Origin of the sequence: Streptomyces sp. NPDC052020, assembly GCF_040680575.1 — a bacterium.
In the GTDB taxonomy this organism is placed as follows: domain Bacteria; phylum Actinomycetota; class Actinomycetes; order Streptomycetales; family Streptomycetaceae; genus Streptomyces.
In genome coordinates this window covers 73179-88347 of record NZ_JBFAWY010000020.1, presented here as the reverse complement: position 1 = coordinate 88347, position 15169 = coordinate 73179, and the positions used below count along the sequence as shown (strand labels likewise).

The window sequence follows — 15169 nt, the reverse complement described above, 5'->3', positions numbered from 1 at the left end:
GCGGACTAGGTGTGCTGTCCGGACAGCACACCTAGTCCGCGCCTAGTCCGGGCCGTGGCAGCAGGAGCCGAGCTGGAGGGTGCGGGCGACGCCGAGCCAGGTGGTGTCCTGGGGCGGGCGGTGGCCGCGGGCCTGGTGGATGCCGGTGAGGTCGCTTGTCCGGTGGGCGACGCCGTCGCGCAGGACCAGTGTGGTGTCGACCAGGACGGTGAAGTCGGTGAAAGGGTCGCCGTCGACGACCGTGAGGTCGGCGATCTTGCCTGCCTGGACGGTGCCGAGGTCGGCGTCGAGTCCGAAGAGCCGGGCGGGGACAATGGTGGCGCAGCGCAGTGACTGTGCGGCGGAGAAACCGTGAGCGCGCAGGGCGCGCAGGGCCAGGTGCAGTGACAGCCCGACCGGAACGAGCGGGGAGTCGGTGCCCAGCGCGAGCCGCGCGCCGCGGGCGGCCAGCCGCCGGTAGTTGGCCATCTCGGTGCTCAGCGCCCGCCGCTGTGCCGCCGTGGGCGGGGCCGCGGCGCGATCACGGACCGTGGCGACGTCCCAGGGAGGCATCAGGTTCCGCACGCGCGGGTCCTCGGCCAGGCCGGGATCGGTGCCGAGGAGGAACTGGGCGGTGAACGGCGTGATGATCAGGCTGAAGAGGCCGTCGGCGTACTGCTCGACCAGGTCCTGGTGGATGCGGCCCAGCGGGGTGGTGGCGTGCCCGTACGGCAGGCGCTGGGTGGCTTGCAGGTGGGTCGTCAGGTCCTGGCCCGCCGCGCGGCCGGGGGAGCACAGATGGCTGCCGCAGGGCACGCCCAGCCGGTGGGCGGCTTCGGCGGCCCGCGCCATCACACGGCCCGAGGCGCGCACGTAGGTCTTGACGAAGTCGACGTCCAGGGCGGTCGCCCGTCGCAGGGTGCGCTCGACGCCCGCCCGGGTGCGGTGGGCGCGGCCCATGCTGTAGGCGGTGCGGGAGCCGTCGATGAGTTCCGCGCAGGCCAGGTGGCGCGGGCCGAGGCTGTGTCCGGCCGCGGCCGATTCCCGCAGCCGGACGGACTCGTACAGGGAGCCGCCCAGGCAGGCGGTGGTGGTGATGCCGTAGGCGAGTGCGGTGAGGTTCTGCCGGGCGCCGTAGACGGCGGTGTAGGGGTGGGTGTGGCTGTCGAGCAGGCCCGGGATGACGGTCTGGTCGGAGGCGTCGATGCTGTGATGGGCGGGGCGGCGTGCCTGGTGCGGTTCGACCGCGGTGATCCGGTTGCCGTGGACGAGGATGTCGACGTTCTGGCGTGGGCTGTCGCCGGTGGCGTCCCAGAGCTGCCCGGCGTGGATCCGCAGCTTCCCGGCGGGGCCGCCGGCCGGTCCGCGCCGCGTGACCAGGAGCGGCGTGGGCAGGCCGCGTGTCCGGGCCGGCGCGGCGGTGTCGTCCAGGTCGAGCAGGCGCAGTCGTCCGCAGGACAGGTACAGCAGCGTGCGCGAGTCGCCGGCCCAGCTGGGGTGGTCGGCGGGTTCGTCGGTGAGGCGCCTGGCCGGTCCCGCGGGCGTGCCCTCGGCGGTGACGGGCAGGATCCACAGGGCCGACTCGGCGACCAGGGCCATCCACCGGCCGTCGGGTGACCAGACGGGTCCGGCGGCCACGCGGTCGGAGAGCGACTGGTGCTCGGCGGGCAGGTGGCGCCGCTCGCCGCCGGTGAGGGTGTCGACGACACGGATGAGGTGGTAGCCCTCCCGGAACCGGTGGTTGAGACGGTTGCGGTCGCAGAAGGCGACGTACCGGCCGTCCGGCGACCAGGTGGGCGCGCCGGGCGGCCCGTCGGTGGCCAGCGGGCGGACCAGCACGCGCTCCTGCCCGGTCGCCAAGTCCCGCACGAGCAGGTTTCCCGCGATGTCCCGGCAGGCCAGGCGGGAGCCGTCCGGTGACAGCGCCGGGTGCAGCCGGCCGTCCCCGGCGACCAGCTCGTCCGCGCCGTCCGCCAGACGCAGCCGGCGCACCGCGACCAGCCCGTCCCGGTCGGTGCAGTACAGCAGGCTGCGCCCGTCCGGCGCCCAGGCGGGCATCTGCACCTCGTGCACCGGTGCGGCCTGGAGCAGCTTGCGGGGTTCACCGCCGAGGGGCAGCAGCCACAGCGCGTTGAGGGCCGCGAACGCGGCCTGCCGGCCGTCCGGCGACAGGGCCGGCAGATGAATGCCCTGGACGGGGACGCGGTCGTCGGCGACGACGCGGGCCCTGGGGCGCCGGCGGCGCCGTGAGGTAGACGTACGGGCGGTGAACGGGATGTCCCGTGTGGCGTTCGTACCCATCGTACGGATACGGATCCGGCCGTCGGCCACGTACAGCAGCTCGTTCTCGTTCAGCCAGCACGGCGGGGCCGCCGCCAGGTCCTCGTCGCGCGTCACGGGCTGGCCGTCCACCATCAGCGTGGCCCGCTCGGCCGGCAACGAGGGGGAGCCGCTGGTTCCCGTCAGGTGCAGGTACGCGATCCTTCCCCGCGGTGACACGGACGGGCAGAGCAGCCGGCCCTCCGTCACCGTGCGCAGCACCGTCGTCTCACCTCCGGCCACGGACACGCGGACCAGCGCCAGGCCGCCGTCACCGGTGCCGTCCGCCCGGTGGGCGGCCCGTACACAGACCAGCGACCGCCCGTCCGGCCACCACACCGGATCGAAGTCGTCGAAGGCTCCGCCCGTCACCCGTGTCAGGTGACCGCCGCCGACGTCCAGGGTCCACAGGCCGTAGGCACCGCCGCTCACGGAGCTGCCGCCCCGCTCGGAGGAGAACGCCAGACGGGACCCGTCCGGCGACCAGGCGACCCCGCGGTCGTCCCAGGGGCCGTCGGTCAGCTGCCGCAGCCCGCCACCGTCGCTGCGCAGCGACCACAGGTGGAAGCCCCCGCCGCGATACCCGCAGACGGCGACCGTCCCGCCGTCCGGAGACAGGGCCGGACGCGTCGCCTCCAGCGACCAGCCCGTCAGCTGCCGGGCCGTCCCGCCGTCCCGCGGAACGCGCCACAACACGCCCTGCACTTCGGCGATCAGCGTCCGGCCGCCGCGGCAGGCCGTGACCGATCCTCCGGTCAGCTCGTGGTACGTCAGAACCGGCGCCTCCTGTCCGGAGCCCGTCGTATCGCCGTCCCCGGCGCGTACGACGGCCGGGGCCGGCCCGATGGCCACGCCGGCGGCCGAGTGGAGAAAACCGCGACGGCTGACGAAGCCGGAACTCATGGCGGTCCGCCCTCCTGCGTTTCCCGTCCTGATCGGGTCCGGCGCCGGCCCTCCATGCCTCCGTGCTGGCCTGCCGCCGTCCCGGCCGGTTACCGGCGCCGACAGCGCACGCCTAGGAGCGCACTTCCCACTCACGGGCCCCGGAGGTGATGTGTTTCCCCGGTCCGGAACCGGGAAACCTCCGACGCCCCGGACCCGGTGAGCCGAAAGGGGCGGGCCTCGGTTCCGGCCCGGGTGGCCGGGCAGCTGGGCGTCGTCGCGGTGACCCCGGGCGGCGGTATGCGGCGGCAGCCGAACCCCGGCGGAGTCGAAAGGCCGTTCGTGACCTGCGAGGCGTAGGGCCGTTGACAGGACAGGCTCCCGTCCGAGCCCGGGTGGAGCACACACCCCCTTCCCTCGTGAGGAGCGCATCAGCCCAGGCATCCGCCGCTTCCCGGGCGGCGCCGAGTCCGGCCCCAGCCGCCCGGCCGCCTCCACGGCCGCCCCGTGCGCCACCACGCGCACGTGGGCCACCCCGCAGGTCCCGCTCGATACGAGGAGGTCGTCCGTGCGCCACTACTCGCTCTCCGGCAGAACGGTACTCATCACCGGCGCCGCCGGTGGCATCGGAACAGCGTGTGCGCGAGCACTGCACGCCCGGGGGGCGAGCCTGGTGCTGGCCGGCCGCGACGCCTCCTCGGTCGCGACGCTGGCGCGCGAACTGGGCGGGGACAGAGCGCTGGCCCTGAGCGTGGACGTGACGGACCGGCCGGCACTGGACGACGCGGTGGCCCGTACCGTGGACCGCTTCGGCCGGCTCGACGTCGTCTTCGCCAACGCGGGAGCCGCCCCCGCGCGACCCGCCACCGTCGCCACCGTCGATCCCGCGGCCTTCGAGCACATCGTCGAGGTGAATCTGCTGGGCGTCTGGCGCACCGTGCGAGCCGCACTGCCCCAGGTCATCGCCCATCGAGGCCATGTCCTGGTCAACGCGTCCGTCTACGCCTACGTCAACGGGGCCGTGAACGCCGCCTACGCCGCCTCCAAGGCCGGTGTCGAGCAGCTCACCCGTGCTCTGCGAGTGGAGCTGAGCCCTCATGGGGCGACCGCCGGTGTCCTCTTCCCCGGGTGGGTGGAGACCGAGATGACCCGACTGGCCTTCGGGGGAGACGAACTGGCGACCAGGATGCGCGAAGTCGGCTTTCCCCGTCCCCTGGCCGCCGCCATCCCCGCGGAGGCCGTCGCGAGGCGGGTGGTGAAGGGGATCGAGCGGCGCAGCGCGAGTATCACGGTTCCCCGTCGCTGGCAGCCGGTCGGGGTCCTGCGCGGCGTGGTCAATCCCCTCTGCGACCGCCTCCTGATCCGCGACCCCGGACTCCGGTCGCTCCTACGGGCACTGGAGGGCAAAGCCCGCGACGCCGCCCCCTCGGGTGACGCACCGGACCCCGACGGCGGGTCGGCACCGGCGGGGTCCCGCGCGGCCGCCCCGCACCCACCCGTTCCGGAGCCGAAGCGCCCCTGCCCTCCCACCGATCCGACACCTCCGGAGTCGGGCCGCCCCGAACCACAGCGGTGACACGCCGTATCCGCCGTGCCGGACCGGACGATGGAAAAGCGCGCCGGCTCGGCAGACGACGCGCCGGCGGGCAACCCGGTGCGCCGGTGCCCCGTGGCGCGCCGTCCCGCCGAGGCGGAGACACGGTGACCGCGGCCCGCACCGCATCGCCGCTTGCGCCGCCATAGCGCATACGTCCTTGCGCTGGGGCGGAGCCGACCGGGATGTCACCCGGAAAGGTGGTGGTAGGGATCGTTCGAGTGAACGGGCTCCTGATGCACCGGCCGAGGACTGGAGACTCCCAGTGGTCTTCTGCCGTCGTGCAGAACTTCCGACTTTCCGACTTTCCGACGTTCCGAATCTCCGACCATGTATCGCGAGGAGCTCCATGGCCGAGCTGGCTGAAGCCGTCGCAGTGATCGGCACCGCTTGCCGACTGCCGGGTGGCATCAACGACCTGGACGGTCTCTGGACCGCTTTGGCCAAGGGAGAGGACCTGGTCGGGGAGGTCCCACCGGACCGGTTCGACGCGGCGGACTTCCTGGACGGCGGCCGGCGCCGGCCCGGGCGTTCCTACACCGTGGCCGGCGGCTTCCTGCCGGACATCCGGGGCTTCGACTGCGGGTACTTCCGCGGCATCTCCCCGCGAGAAGCACAGCACATGGATCCGCAGCAAAGGCTGCTGCTGGAACTGGCGGTCGAGGCGCTGGACGACGCCGGTGTGGACCCGGCGACCTGCGCCGGATCCGACGGCGCGGTCTTCGTCGGCTGCTCCAGCCACGACTTCGGCCGTCTCGCGCAGGCCAGGCCCGCCATGGGCGACGTCCACTCGATGACGGGCCTCGCCCTGGCCAACACCGCCAACCGCGTCTCGCACCTGCTGGACTGGCACGGGGAGAGCTTCGCGCTCGACACCGCCTGCTCCTCCGCGCTGACCGCGGTCCACCGGGCGTACGAGCACCTGTGCGCCGGCCGCACGCGACTGGCCCTGGCCGGCGGCGTCAACGTTCTGCTGGACCCCCGTGTGTTCGCCGGGTTCTCCGCCGCGTCGATGCTGTCGCCCACGGGCCGGTGCCGGGCCTTCTCCGCGGACGCGGACGGCTACGTCCGTTCCGAGGGCGGCGGCCTGCTGCTGCTCAAACGGCTGCCCGACGCCCTGGCCGACGGCGACCGCGTCCACGCGGTCATCCTCGGCAGCGGCGCCAACAACGACGGCCGCACCCCGGGCATCGCCCTGCCCAACGGCAAGGCGCAGCAGAGCCTTCTGACGGCCACCTACGCCGCGGCGTCGGTGCATCCGGACCGTCTCGTCTACCTGGAAGCCCACGGGACGGGCACCGCGATCGGCGACCCCACCGAGTGCGAGGCCATCGGCCGCGCACTCGGATGCCGGCGCACCACCGGCCCGCTGCCCATCGGCTCGGTGAAGACCAACCTGGGGCACCTGGAACCGGCCTCCGGGGTGCCCGGCCTGCTGAAGGCCATCCTGGTGCTGCGGCACGGCCTGGTGCCGCCCACCCTGCACGCCGAGCCGCTCAACCCGCGCATCGGCTTCGCCGACCTCAACCTCGTCCCCACCATCCGGCCGCACCGCGTGCAGGTGTCCCCCGACGCGGTGGTCGGTGTCAACTCCTTCGGCTTCGGCGGCGCCAACGCCCATGTGCTGCTCGGCCCCGCCCCGTCCGCTCCCGCCGGGCCGGCGGCGGCCGCGGGACCGCTGCCCGTCATGGTCACCGCCCGCGGCCGGAGCGCCCTCGCCGAGGCGTGCGACCGGCTGGCCGGAAGACTCGAGGAAGCCGACCCGGCCGCCTTCTACGGCATCGCCCACACCACGACACGCCGCCGGGCCCGGCACGACCACCGCACCGTGGTCCTGGCCGAGACCGGGCGGGAGGCGGCGTCCGCGCTGGCCGCGGCCGCCCGCGGGGAACGCCCGGCGCCCGCGTCCGCCACGGCCAGGACGGTGGCGCGCGGCCGTGTGGCGTTCGCGTTCTCCGGGAACGGGGCGCAGTGGCCCGGCATGGGAGCCGAGTTGCTGCGCGCCGAACCGGCCTTCCGGCGGGCCGTGGAGCGCGTCGCGGGCGTACTCGACGAACTGCTGGGATGGCCGGTCGTCGACGCGATGGCGGCGGGCGACGCCGAGCGGCTGAAGTCCACCGAGGTGGCGCAGCCGTTGCTCTTCGCCTACCAGCTCGGGGTCGTCGAGGCACTCCGCGCACACGGTGTGCGGCCGCAGGCCGTCGTCGGTCACAGCGTCGGGGAGATCGCCGCGGCCTGCGTGGCCGGAGCGCTCGACCTGACGACCGCCGCCCGGGTGGTCGCCGCGCGGAGCCGCGCCCAGGAGGCCACGGCCGGCTCGGGACGCATGGCTGCCGTCGGTCTGTCCGAGGAGGAACTGACGGCCGAACTCGCGCGCTACGACGGACGGCTGGAACTGGCCGGTGTCAACAGCGGGAGCGACACCACGGTCGCGGGACGGGCCGCCGACGTGGCCCTCCTCGGCGAACGCCTCCAGGAACGCGGGGTCTTCGCGCGCGAACTGGATCTCGACTACGCGTTTCACAGCGCCGCCATGGACCCGGTCAGGGAGACTCTGCTCACCGCTCTGGCGGGCCTGTCGTCCACGGAGCCCACGGTGCCGTTCGCCTCCACGGTGACCGGCCGCCTGCTGGACGACGGCCCGCTGGACGCCGCGTACTGGTGGCGCAACATCCGCGAGCCGGTGCGGTTCGCCCCGGCCGTCGAGGCGCTGGCCGCCGAGGGCTTCGACGTGTTCGTCGAGATCGGCCCGCACTCCGTTCTCGGCCCCTACCTGCGCCGGCTGACCCAGGGCGGCTCCTCGCCCGCCGCGGTGGTGAAGACCGGCTCCCGGCGAGCCGACGGCCCGGCGGCCCTGCGGGGAACCGTCGCCCACCTGCTGGCCGCGGGCGCCGCGGTCGACACCGAGGCGCACTTCCCCCGGCCGGTACCTCCGGTGGAGCTGCCCGCCTATCCGTGGCAGCGGGAGCGGTACTGGGTCGCCGAGCCCACCTGGTGGTCCGGCATCGCCAGCGACGGTGTGCCCCTGCACCCGCTGCTCGGCCAGCGCGCCGTCACGGCCGGGCCCGCCTGGCACGGCGTACTGAACACGGTCCGCAGCCCCTGGCTGTCCGAGCACCGGGTCGGCCGGACCACCGTGCTTCCGGCCACCGGATACCTGGAAGCCGCCCTCGCGGCCGGTCGTCAGCTCCTCGACACCACCGCTCTGGAAGTGACCGACCTCGCCCTCACCAGCGCCTGCGTCCTGCCCGGCGACGACAGCACCGACGACCTGCTGCTCCAGACCGGCCTGGAACCGCGGACCGGGACCGTGACCATCGCCAGCCGCACCGGAGCGGACGCGCCCTGGCGGCACCACGCGCAGGGACGGGTACGCCGCCTCCTGCGGCCCGAGCCCGCCTCCCTCGACCTGGCCGCACTGCGCGGCCGGCTCCACCCCGACCCGCTGCCCGCCGCCGCGCACTACCAGGGCCTGGCCGACAGCGGCATCACGCACGGTCCCGCCTTCCAGGTCCTCACCGAGTTCCGGCTCGGGGAGGGGGAACTGCTCGCCTCCTACCGCACCGATCAGAGCGCGGACGGCTACCTCGCCCACCCGGTGGTGACCGACGGCGCCCTCCAGGCCGGAGCCCCGCTGCTGGCCGCGCTGACGGGGAACGCGCTCTTCCTGCCCGCCCAGCTGACGGCCGTACGCCTGTGGCACCCGCCGGCGTCCGAAGGCCACCTGCACCTGCGGCTCACCACGGCGACCAGCCGGGAAGCCGTCTGGGACGTGTCGCTGACGGACCGGGACGGCCGGGTCTGCATGGAGTTCGAAGGCTGCCGGCTGCGCCGGTTCGACCAGCACGGCGGCACCCCCGCCACGGTGCGGGAACTCGTCCTCCGGGCGGCGCCACGGGGCGCCGCCGCCCCGGTGCGGCTGCCCGCTCCCGACGAGCTGATGGCACAGACGGCCGCCGCCCGGGCGCGCCTGCGCGCCCGCATCGACGACCGCTACGAGGAGGTGACGGCCCGCACCGGCGAGATCGCGGCGCTGTTCGCCCGGCGCGCCGTCGAGACACTGCTCCCGGGCAGGACCGAGTTCGGCCTCGACGACCTGTGCGAAGCCGGTGCGCTGCCGAAGTACCGGCCCTACCTGAGCCGGCTGGCCAGGACCATGTGCGCGTTCGGCCTCGCCGAGCAGGCCGCCCCCGACCGCTGGCGGCTGACCGGGCAGACGGCCGCCGCCGGCCCGCTGGACCGGATCCGTCCCCTTCTCGCCGACCTGCCCGACGCACTGACCCTGACCCTGCCGGGGCTGCGCTGCGGGCTGCGGCTCGCCCGCCTGCTGAGGGGAGAGGACGATCCCCGCGAGGTCCTCTTCGGCGAGGCCGACCAGCACTTCCTCACCCAGCTCTACGGCAGCGCACCCCACCTGCGCCTGCACAACGCCTACGCCGGGAAGCTGCTGGGCGCGATGGCCGGGCACTGGCCCGCCGACCGGCCGCTGCGCATCCTCGAAGTGGGCGCCGGCACCGGCGGCATGACCGGTGCGCTGCTGCCCGTCCTGCCCCCCGAGCGCACCCGCTACCTGTTCACCGACCGCTCGGCCGGCTTCCTGGCGAAGGCGAAGGCCCGCTTCGCCGCGTACGACTTCGTCGAGTACGCCACCTTCGATCTCGACCGCGACCCCGCCGAGCAGGGCCTGCACACCAACCAGTTCGACGTGGTGGTCGCCGCCAACGCGCTGCACACCGCCAAGGACCTGGCCGCCTCCGTCGACCGGCTCGCCGCGCTGCTCGCCGACCACGGCGTGCTGCTGGCCCTGGAGAGCCACGACAGCGACTGGGTGTCCACCTTCTTCGGCGTGCTGGACGACTACTGGGACTACACGGACACCGACCTGCGGCAGGACTCGCCCCTGCTGACCCGTGCGCAGTGGAAGGCGCTGCTCGGCGCGCACGGATTCGACGCCGTGGCCTGCACCGGGGAGGCACCGGACGGGGAGCGCGCGAGCGACTCGGTGATCCTCGCCCGGCGCGCGACCGCACCCGCGTCCACCTGCCCGCCGCCCGCCACGGCACCGCGGCCGGCCGGCCGGTGGCTGGTGGCGACGGCCGCCCCCGACACACTCTCCGGGCAACCAGTGCCCCGGCAGGCAACGTCCGCCCCGTCGCGACGCCCGGCACGTCCTCTCGCCGCACCGGCCGAAAGCACCAGTACCTCCAGTACGAGGACTTCCGGCCGGCACACCGAGAGCACGCACCGGACGCCGCTCCTTGACGGGCAGACGTCGCCTGCCGCGGCACTGGCCGAGGCACTCGGCACCCGGCCCCTGCCGCTCGACGGTACGGACTGGGCCGCGACCGTGCCGTCCGGGCCGGACGCCTCCGTGCACCTGGCCCTGCTGCTGGACGACGCCGGCCCGGCGTCCGACCCGGCCGCCGCCCTCACCCGTGCCGCCTGCCGCATCCGGGACGTGGCGGCCGCCCTCGGCACCTGCCGGGAAGCCTCGCTGTGGCTCGTCCTGCCCCCGACCGGTCTCTTCCCGGCCCCCGAACGCCCCCAGGTGCCCGAGGCCGCCGCCCTGTGGGCGCTCGGCCGCACCGTCGCCAGCGAGTACCCCGCGATCGAGGTGCGGATGATCTCGCTGGAGCGCTCGGAAGACGCCGGCCGGGACACGGCGCGGCTGCTCGCCGAGCTGCACGACCCCGGGGCCGAACGCGAGATCGTCCTGACCGGCGCCGGCCGCTTCGTCCCCCGGTTCACCACGGCCGCGCCCCCGGTGCGCCGGCAGACCGGCGGATACCGGCTGAGCCTGCGCGACCCCGGCATGGCCCACCGCCTGGTCTGGGAACCGCGGGACGCCCCCGTCCCCGCGTCCGGCGAGGTGCTGATCGCCGTACGGGCCGCCGCCCTGAACTACCGCGACGTGATGCTCGCCACCGGGCTGATCCCGGACGACCAGCCGGTACCCGGCCTCCAGGGCCCCGCGCTGGGTCTGGAGGGCGCCGGTGAAGTGGTCGCCGTCGGAGCGGGAGTGACCGGCCTCGCCCCCGGGGACCGCGTCTTCGGCAGCGGAGCCGGCTGGTTCGCCTCGCACGTCGTCGTCCGGGCCGAGCAGGTGGGCCGGATCCCGGAACGGATGTCCTTCGCCGAGGCGGCCACCCTGCCCGCGGTCTTCCTCACCGTCCAGTACGGGCTGGGGCGGCTGGCCCGCCTGCGCGCCGGAGAGCGGGTGCTGGTCCACGGCGCGGCCGGCGGCGTGGGCCTGGCCGCCCTGCAGTACGCGTGGTCGGTGGGCGCCGAGGTCATCGCGACCGCGGGCAGCCCGGCCAAGCGCGACCTGCTGCGGATGCTCGGGGTGCGGCACGTCCTGAACTCACGGGACCTGCGCTTCGCCGAGGACGTCCGTGAGCTGACCGGCGGCCGCGGCGTCGACGTGGTGCTGAACTCCCTCGCGGGCGAGGCCATCGCACGCGGCCTGGAATGCCTGAGCCCCGGCGGCCGGTTCGTCGAACTCGGCAAGCGCGACCTCTACGCCAACACGCCCGTGCTCCTCGGCCCCTTCCGGCGCAACATCGCCTACTTCGGCGTCGACGTGGCGACCCTTCCCCAGCAGCTGCCGCAGGTCGCGGCCGAGGAGTTCACCGAACTGTGCCGCCGGGTCGCCGACGGCCGCTACCGGCCGCTGCCCCACCAGGTCCACTCCGCCGACGCGGTGACCGAGGCGTTCCGCTCCCTGCGCCACTCCAGACACCTGGGCAAGATCGTCATCGAACTGGGCGAGCCGGTCCCCGTGGAACAGCCGGTGCCGCCGGCGGACCTGGACGCCACCGGCACCTATCTGGTCACCGGTGGCCTGAGCGGACTCGGGGCGGCGCTGGCGGAGCACCTGGTGCGCCGGGGAGCCCGGCACCTGCTCCTGGCCGGCCGGCGCGGCGCGGACTCTCCCGAGGCACCGGCGCTGCTGAAGCGGCTCACGGAGGCCGGGGCACGGGTGACGGCGCTCGCCGCCGACGTGGCCGACCGCGAGGCGATGCGGCAGGCGATCTCCGACGCGGACGACGCCGGGCACCCGGTGCGGGGCGTCCTGCACGCGGCGATGGTCCTCGACGACGCCCCGCTCGCCCAGCTGACGGCCGAACGCTTCGACGCCGTCCTGCACCCCAAGGTGCGCGGTGCCGCCATACTGGCCGACCTCACCCTCGGCCGCGAGCTGGACTTCTTCCACATGTGCTCCTCGGTGGCCACCCTCGGCGGCAACAAACTCCAGAGCGCCTACGTCGCCGCCAACGCCTATCTGGAGGCCCTGGCCCGGCAGCGGCGCGCCCACGGTCTGGCGGGCACCGCACAGGTTCTGGGCGGCATCGCCGAGACCGGCTTCGTCGTCCGGACCGGTTTCGAACAGACGCTGCACCGCATGGGGTTCGGCTCGGTCACGCCGGCGGAGATCTGGCAGGCGTTCGAGAGGCAGCTCGGACACGGGCCCGGCGTCGGGGTGTTCGGCCGGATCGACTGGGAGACGATGGGACAGCTGCTCGCCGGGCTGAACCGGCCGGCCTTCGCCGCCTGTCGGCAGGCCGCCGGCCGGGCGGGGATGAGCCGTGCCGAGGCCCTGCGCTCCCGGCTCGCGGCGCTCTCCGAGGAGGAGGCGGCGAAGGCGGTCTGCGAGGAACTGGCGGGCCTGGTCGCCGAGGTGGCGCAGACCACCCCCGAGCGCGTCGACCGCACCTGCAAACTGGACCAGCTGGGACTCGACTCGCTCATGGTCGTCGAACTCTCCGTCGCCGTGGACCGCGCGCTGGGATGCAACATCCCCGCGCTGGAACTGATGGCGGCGAGCTGCCTCGACGATCTCGCACGCCGTGCCCTGCCGGTGATCACCGGAGGCACCCGGTGACCGGCCTCCCGGACCGCCCGGCGGTCAGGCTCGACGAACTGCCGTGGTGGCGGCCGCTGGTGGTGCAGGTCGCCGGGCGGCCCCACCCGGACGACACCGCGCTGGGCGTCTTCGTCCGCCAGCTCACCGCGGCTTTCGAAGAACAGGGACACGCCGTCGTCGAGGCGTCGCACGGCGACGTCGACCTGCTGCTGATCGTCACACACATCCCCACCGGACCGCAGGCCCTGCCCGACCGGGTGCCCGAGCAGAGCCCTCCGCTGAGCGCCCGGACATGCGGCGAACTCGGGCTGCGCGTGGGCTCGCGCCAGACGGTGGTGATCGCCCAGGTCCCCGAGCACCTGGGCGGCCTGCGGCACACCGAGGCGGTCGAGACAGGGCGGACGATCATGGCGCGGACCGCGTCCCCCCGCGTGGTCCTGGTCAACCGCGACGGGCGGGAAGCCACCTTGTTCACCCTGGAGGGAGGCCATCCCACCGAGACCGGGCGGCTGGCCGACCGGATCCGCGACCGGCTGGTCACCGCCGCCTGCGCACGGGACGTCGGCGACCGCTACGACGTGGTCCGCGACGCCCTGCCCGCCACCGCCTGGGCCGCCTGCCCGGCACCGGGACACCTGGCGGCGGCCGGGCGGCGGATGGGCCGGCTCGGCCTGCTCCCCGAACCGGTAGGCATCGACCGCTACGTCTCCGACGGCCTCGCCTCGCTGTACCGCGAGTACCTCGGCTGGAAGCGCCTCAGCGAGGGCATGCTGTTCCTGTACGACCCCGGTCTGGACGCCGTCGTGGTCACCGCCTCCGGCAGCTGGGACGTCGACAAGCGGAACCTGCGCGAGGACGAGGTCACCGTGCTCCACCCCCGAAGCCGCGGTGACCGTCTGCGGGTCCTCGCCCCGGAGGGCATCGACCCCAAGGGACCGTCGGTGGAGGCATGGGAGGTGTGCGCCCTGCTGTCCTCCGTGCCCACCGTCCGTCTCGGGCGGTCGGCGACCGGGCAGTGGGTCCTGGACCCCGGCGGCGAACGCACGGCCCCGCTCATCCGCGGCGGCGTCCACGCCCACGTGGGAGTCAGCCGGGCCGACGCCGCGGTCATCGAGTCGGTCCCGCCCCACCGGGAGCTGTACCCGTACGGCTTCGGCTGCGGGACCGACCTGATGGCCGACGTGGCGGCCGACACCATCGCCCGGTCGCACGCCGTCAACGACGCCGCCGATCCCCGGCTGTACGTCCGCTGGCCGATGCTCTACCACGGCGAGATGGCGGTGGAACTGTGGAAGCCCGGCCTCCCCGAACGCCCGTTGCAGGGACTGCTGGACGCCTACGCCCACGCCGTCCGCTACACCCCCGACCACGTCGACCAGCCGCTGTAGCACCGGACGGAGGACAGCGCCCATGACCTCTCCCGCCCCGACCCCGTCCGTTTCCGGTCACTGGACCGTGCCCGCCGGCGCGGCCAGCACCTTCTCCTGGGAGTACGACGACGGCCGCGACCGGCTGCTCGCCCTCTACCAGCGCGGCAAGGACCGGCAGTGGGACGCCGTACGCCGGATCGACTGGCATCTCGACGTGGATCCGGCCGACCCCCTGGGCACCCCCGACGAGGCCCTTCCGCTGTACGGCACTCCGTACTGGGAACGCCTGGGACCCGAGCGGCGGAGCGAGCTGCGGCGGCACTTCGCCGCCTGGCAGTTCAGCCAGTTCCTGCACGGCGAGCAGGGCGCCATGATCTGCTCGGCCCGCATCGTGGAGACCACGCCCGGCCTCGACGCCAAGTTCTTCGCGGCGACCCAGACCATGGACGAGGCCCGCCACGTCGAGATCTTCTCCCGCTTCCTGCGCGAGAAGATCGGCCTGAGCTACCCGGTCGACGACAGTCTGCGCACGCTGCTGGACGAGACGCTGCGCGACTCCCGCTGGGACATGCCGTACCTGGGCATGCAGGTCCTGGTCGAAGGGCTGGCGCTGGCGGCGTTCGGGCTGCTGCGAGACACCACCCGCCGGCCGCTGCCCCGGCGCCTGCTCGCCTACGTCATGCAGGACGAGGCCCGCCACGTGGCCTTCGGCCGCATGGCCCTGAGGGACCACTACCGCGGCCTGTCCGCGAACGAACTGGCCGAGCGCGAGGAGTTCGTCATCGAGGGCTGCCATCTGATGCGGAACCGGTTGCGCGGCACCGAAGTGCTGGAGAACTTCGGTGTGCCCCCTGTCGCGGCCGTCCGCGTCGCGGAGGAGAGCGGCTACCTCCACGTCTTCCGCCGGGCGTTGTTCTCCCGGATCGCGCCCTGCGTCCGGGACATCGGGCTGTGGAGTCCCGAGGTGCGGGAGGCGTTCACCGACCTGTGCGACGGGGACGTACGGGGGAGCGACCTGGACCGGCTGATGCGCCAGGACGACGAGATCGCCGAGGCACTGGACGCGGAGCGGTTCGCCGCCGAGGAGACGGCGCGCGCCGCGGAGATCACCGAGATGATCGACCTGGGAGAGGACGCGAGCCGGTAGGCGCCGGCGCGTCC

At 74.3% G+C, this 15169-nt stretch carries 5 protein-coding genes; 4 read left to right on the top strand and 1 reads right to left on the bottom strand.

The window, feature by feature from the left end:
• Nucleotides 1-42: 42 nt before the first annotated feature.
• Nucleotides 43-3201, bottom strand: a complete 3159-nt coding sequence (locus AB0L74_RS21425; RefSeq protein WP_365654482.1) for an amidohydrolase family protein — start codon at nt 3199-3201, stop codon at nt 43-45.
• A gap of 547 nt (nt 3202-3748) precedes the next feature.
• On the opposite strand from AB0L74_RS21425, the gene AB0L74_RS21420 reads away from it, so the two are divergent.
• The 4 genes from AB0L74_RS21420 (at nt 3749) to AB0L74_RS21405 (ending at nt 15155) form a co-directional block, all read left to right on the top strand.
• Entirely contained in the window at nt 3749-4756 is a 1008-nt protein-coding gene (locus tag AB0L74_RS21420) for a short-chain dehydrogenase/reductase (RefSeq protein WP_365654479.1), read from the top strand.
• A gap of 367 nt (nt 4757-5123) precedes the next feature.
• Nucleotides 5124-12656, top strand: coding sequence for an SDR family NAD(P)-dependent oxidoreductase (locus AB0L74_RS21415; RefSeq protein WP_365654474.1), 7533 nt, complete (start codon nt 5124-5126; stop codon nt 12654-12656).
• The gene (locus AB0L74_RS21410; RefSeq protein WP_365654471.1) at nt 12653-14026 is read left to right on the top strand and encodes a hypothetical protein; all 1374 of its coding nucleotides are present in this window, start codon (nt 12653-12655) and stop codon (nt 14024-14026) included. The genes AB0L74_RS21415 and AB0L74_RS21410 overlap by 4 nt, the downstream gene beginning before the upstream one ends.
• Before the next feature lie 22 nt (nt 14027-14048).
• Nucleotides 14049-15155, top strand: a complete 1107-nt coding sequence (locus tag AB0L74_RS21405; protein ID WP_365654468.1) for a diiron oxygenase — start codon at nt 14049-14051, stop codon at nt 15153-15155.
• Nucleotides 15156-15169: the final 14 nt, after the last annotated feature.

Coding starts and splice junctions, on each gene's coding strand:
- AB0L74_RS21405 (WP_365654468.1), top strand. CDS start 14,049: ATGACCTCTCCCGCCCCGACCCCGTCCGTTTCCGGTCACTGGACCGTG.
- AB0L74_RS21425 (WP_365654482.1), bottom strand. CDS start 3,201: ATGAGTTCCGGCTTCGTCAGCCGTCGCGGTTTTCTCCACTCGGCCGCC.
- AB0L74_RS21415 (WP_365654474.1), top strand. CDS start 5,124: ATGGCCGAGCTGGCTGAAGCCGTCGCAGTGATCGGCACCGCTTGCCGA.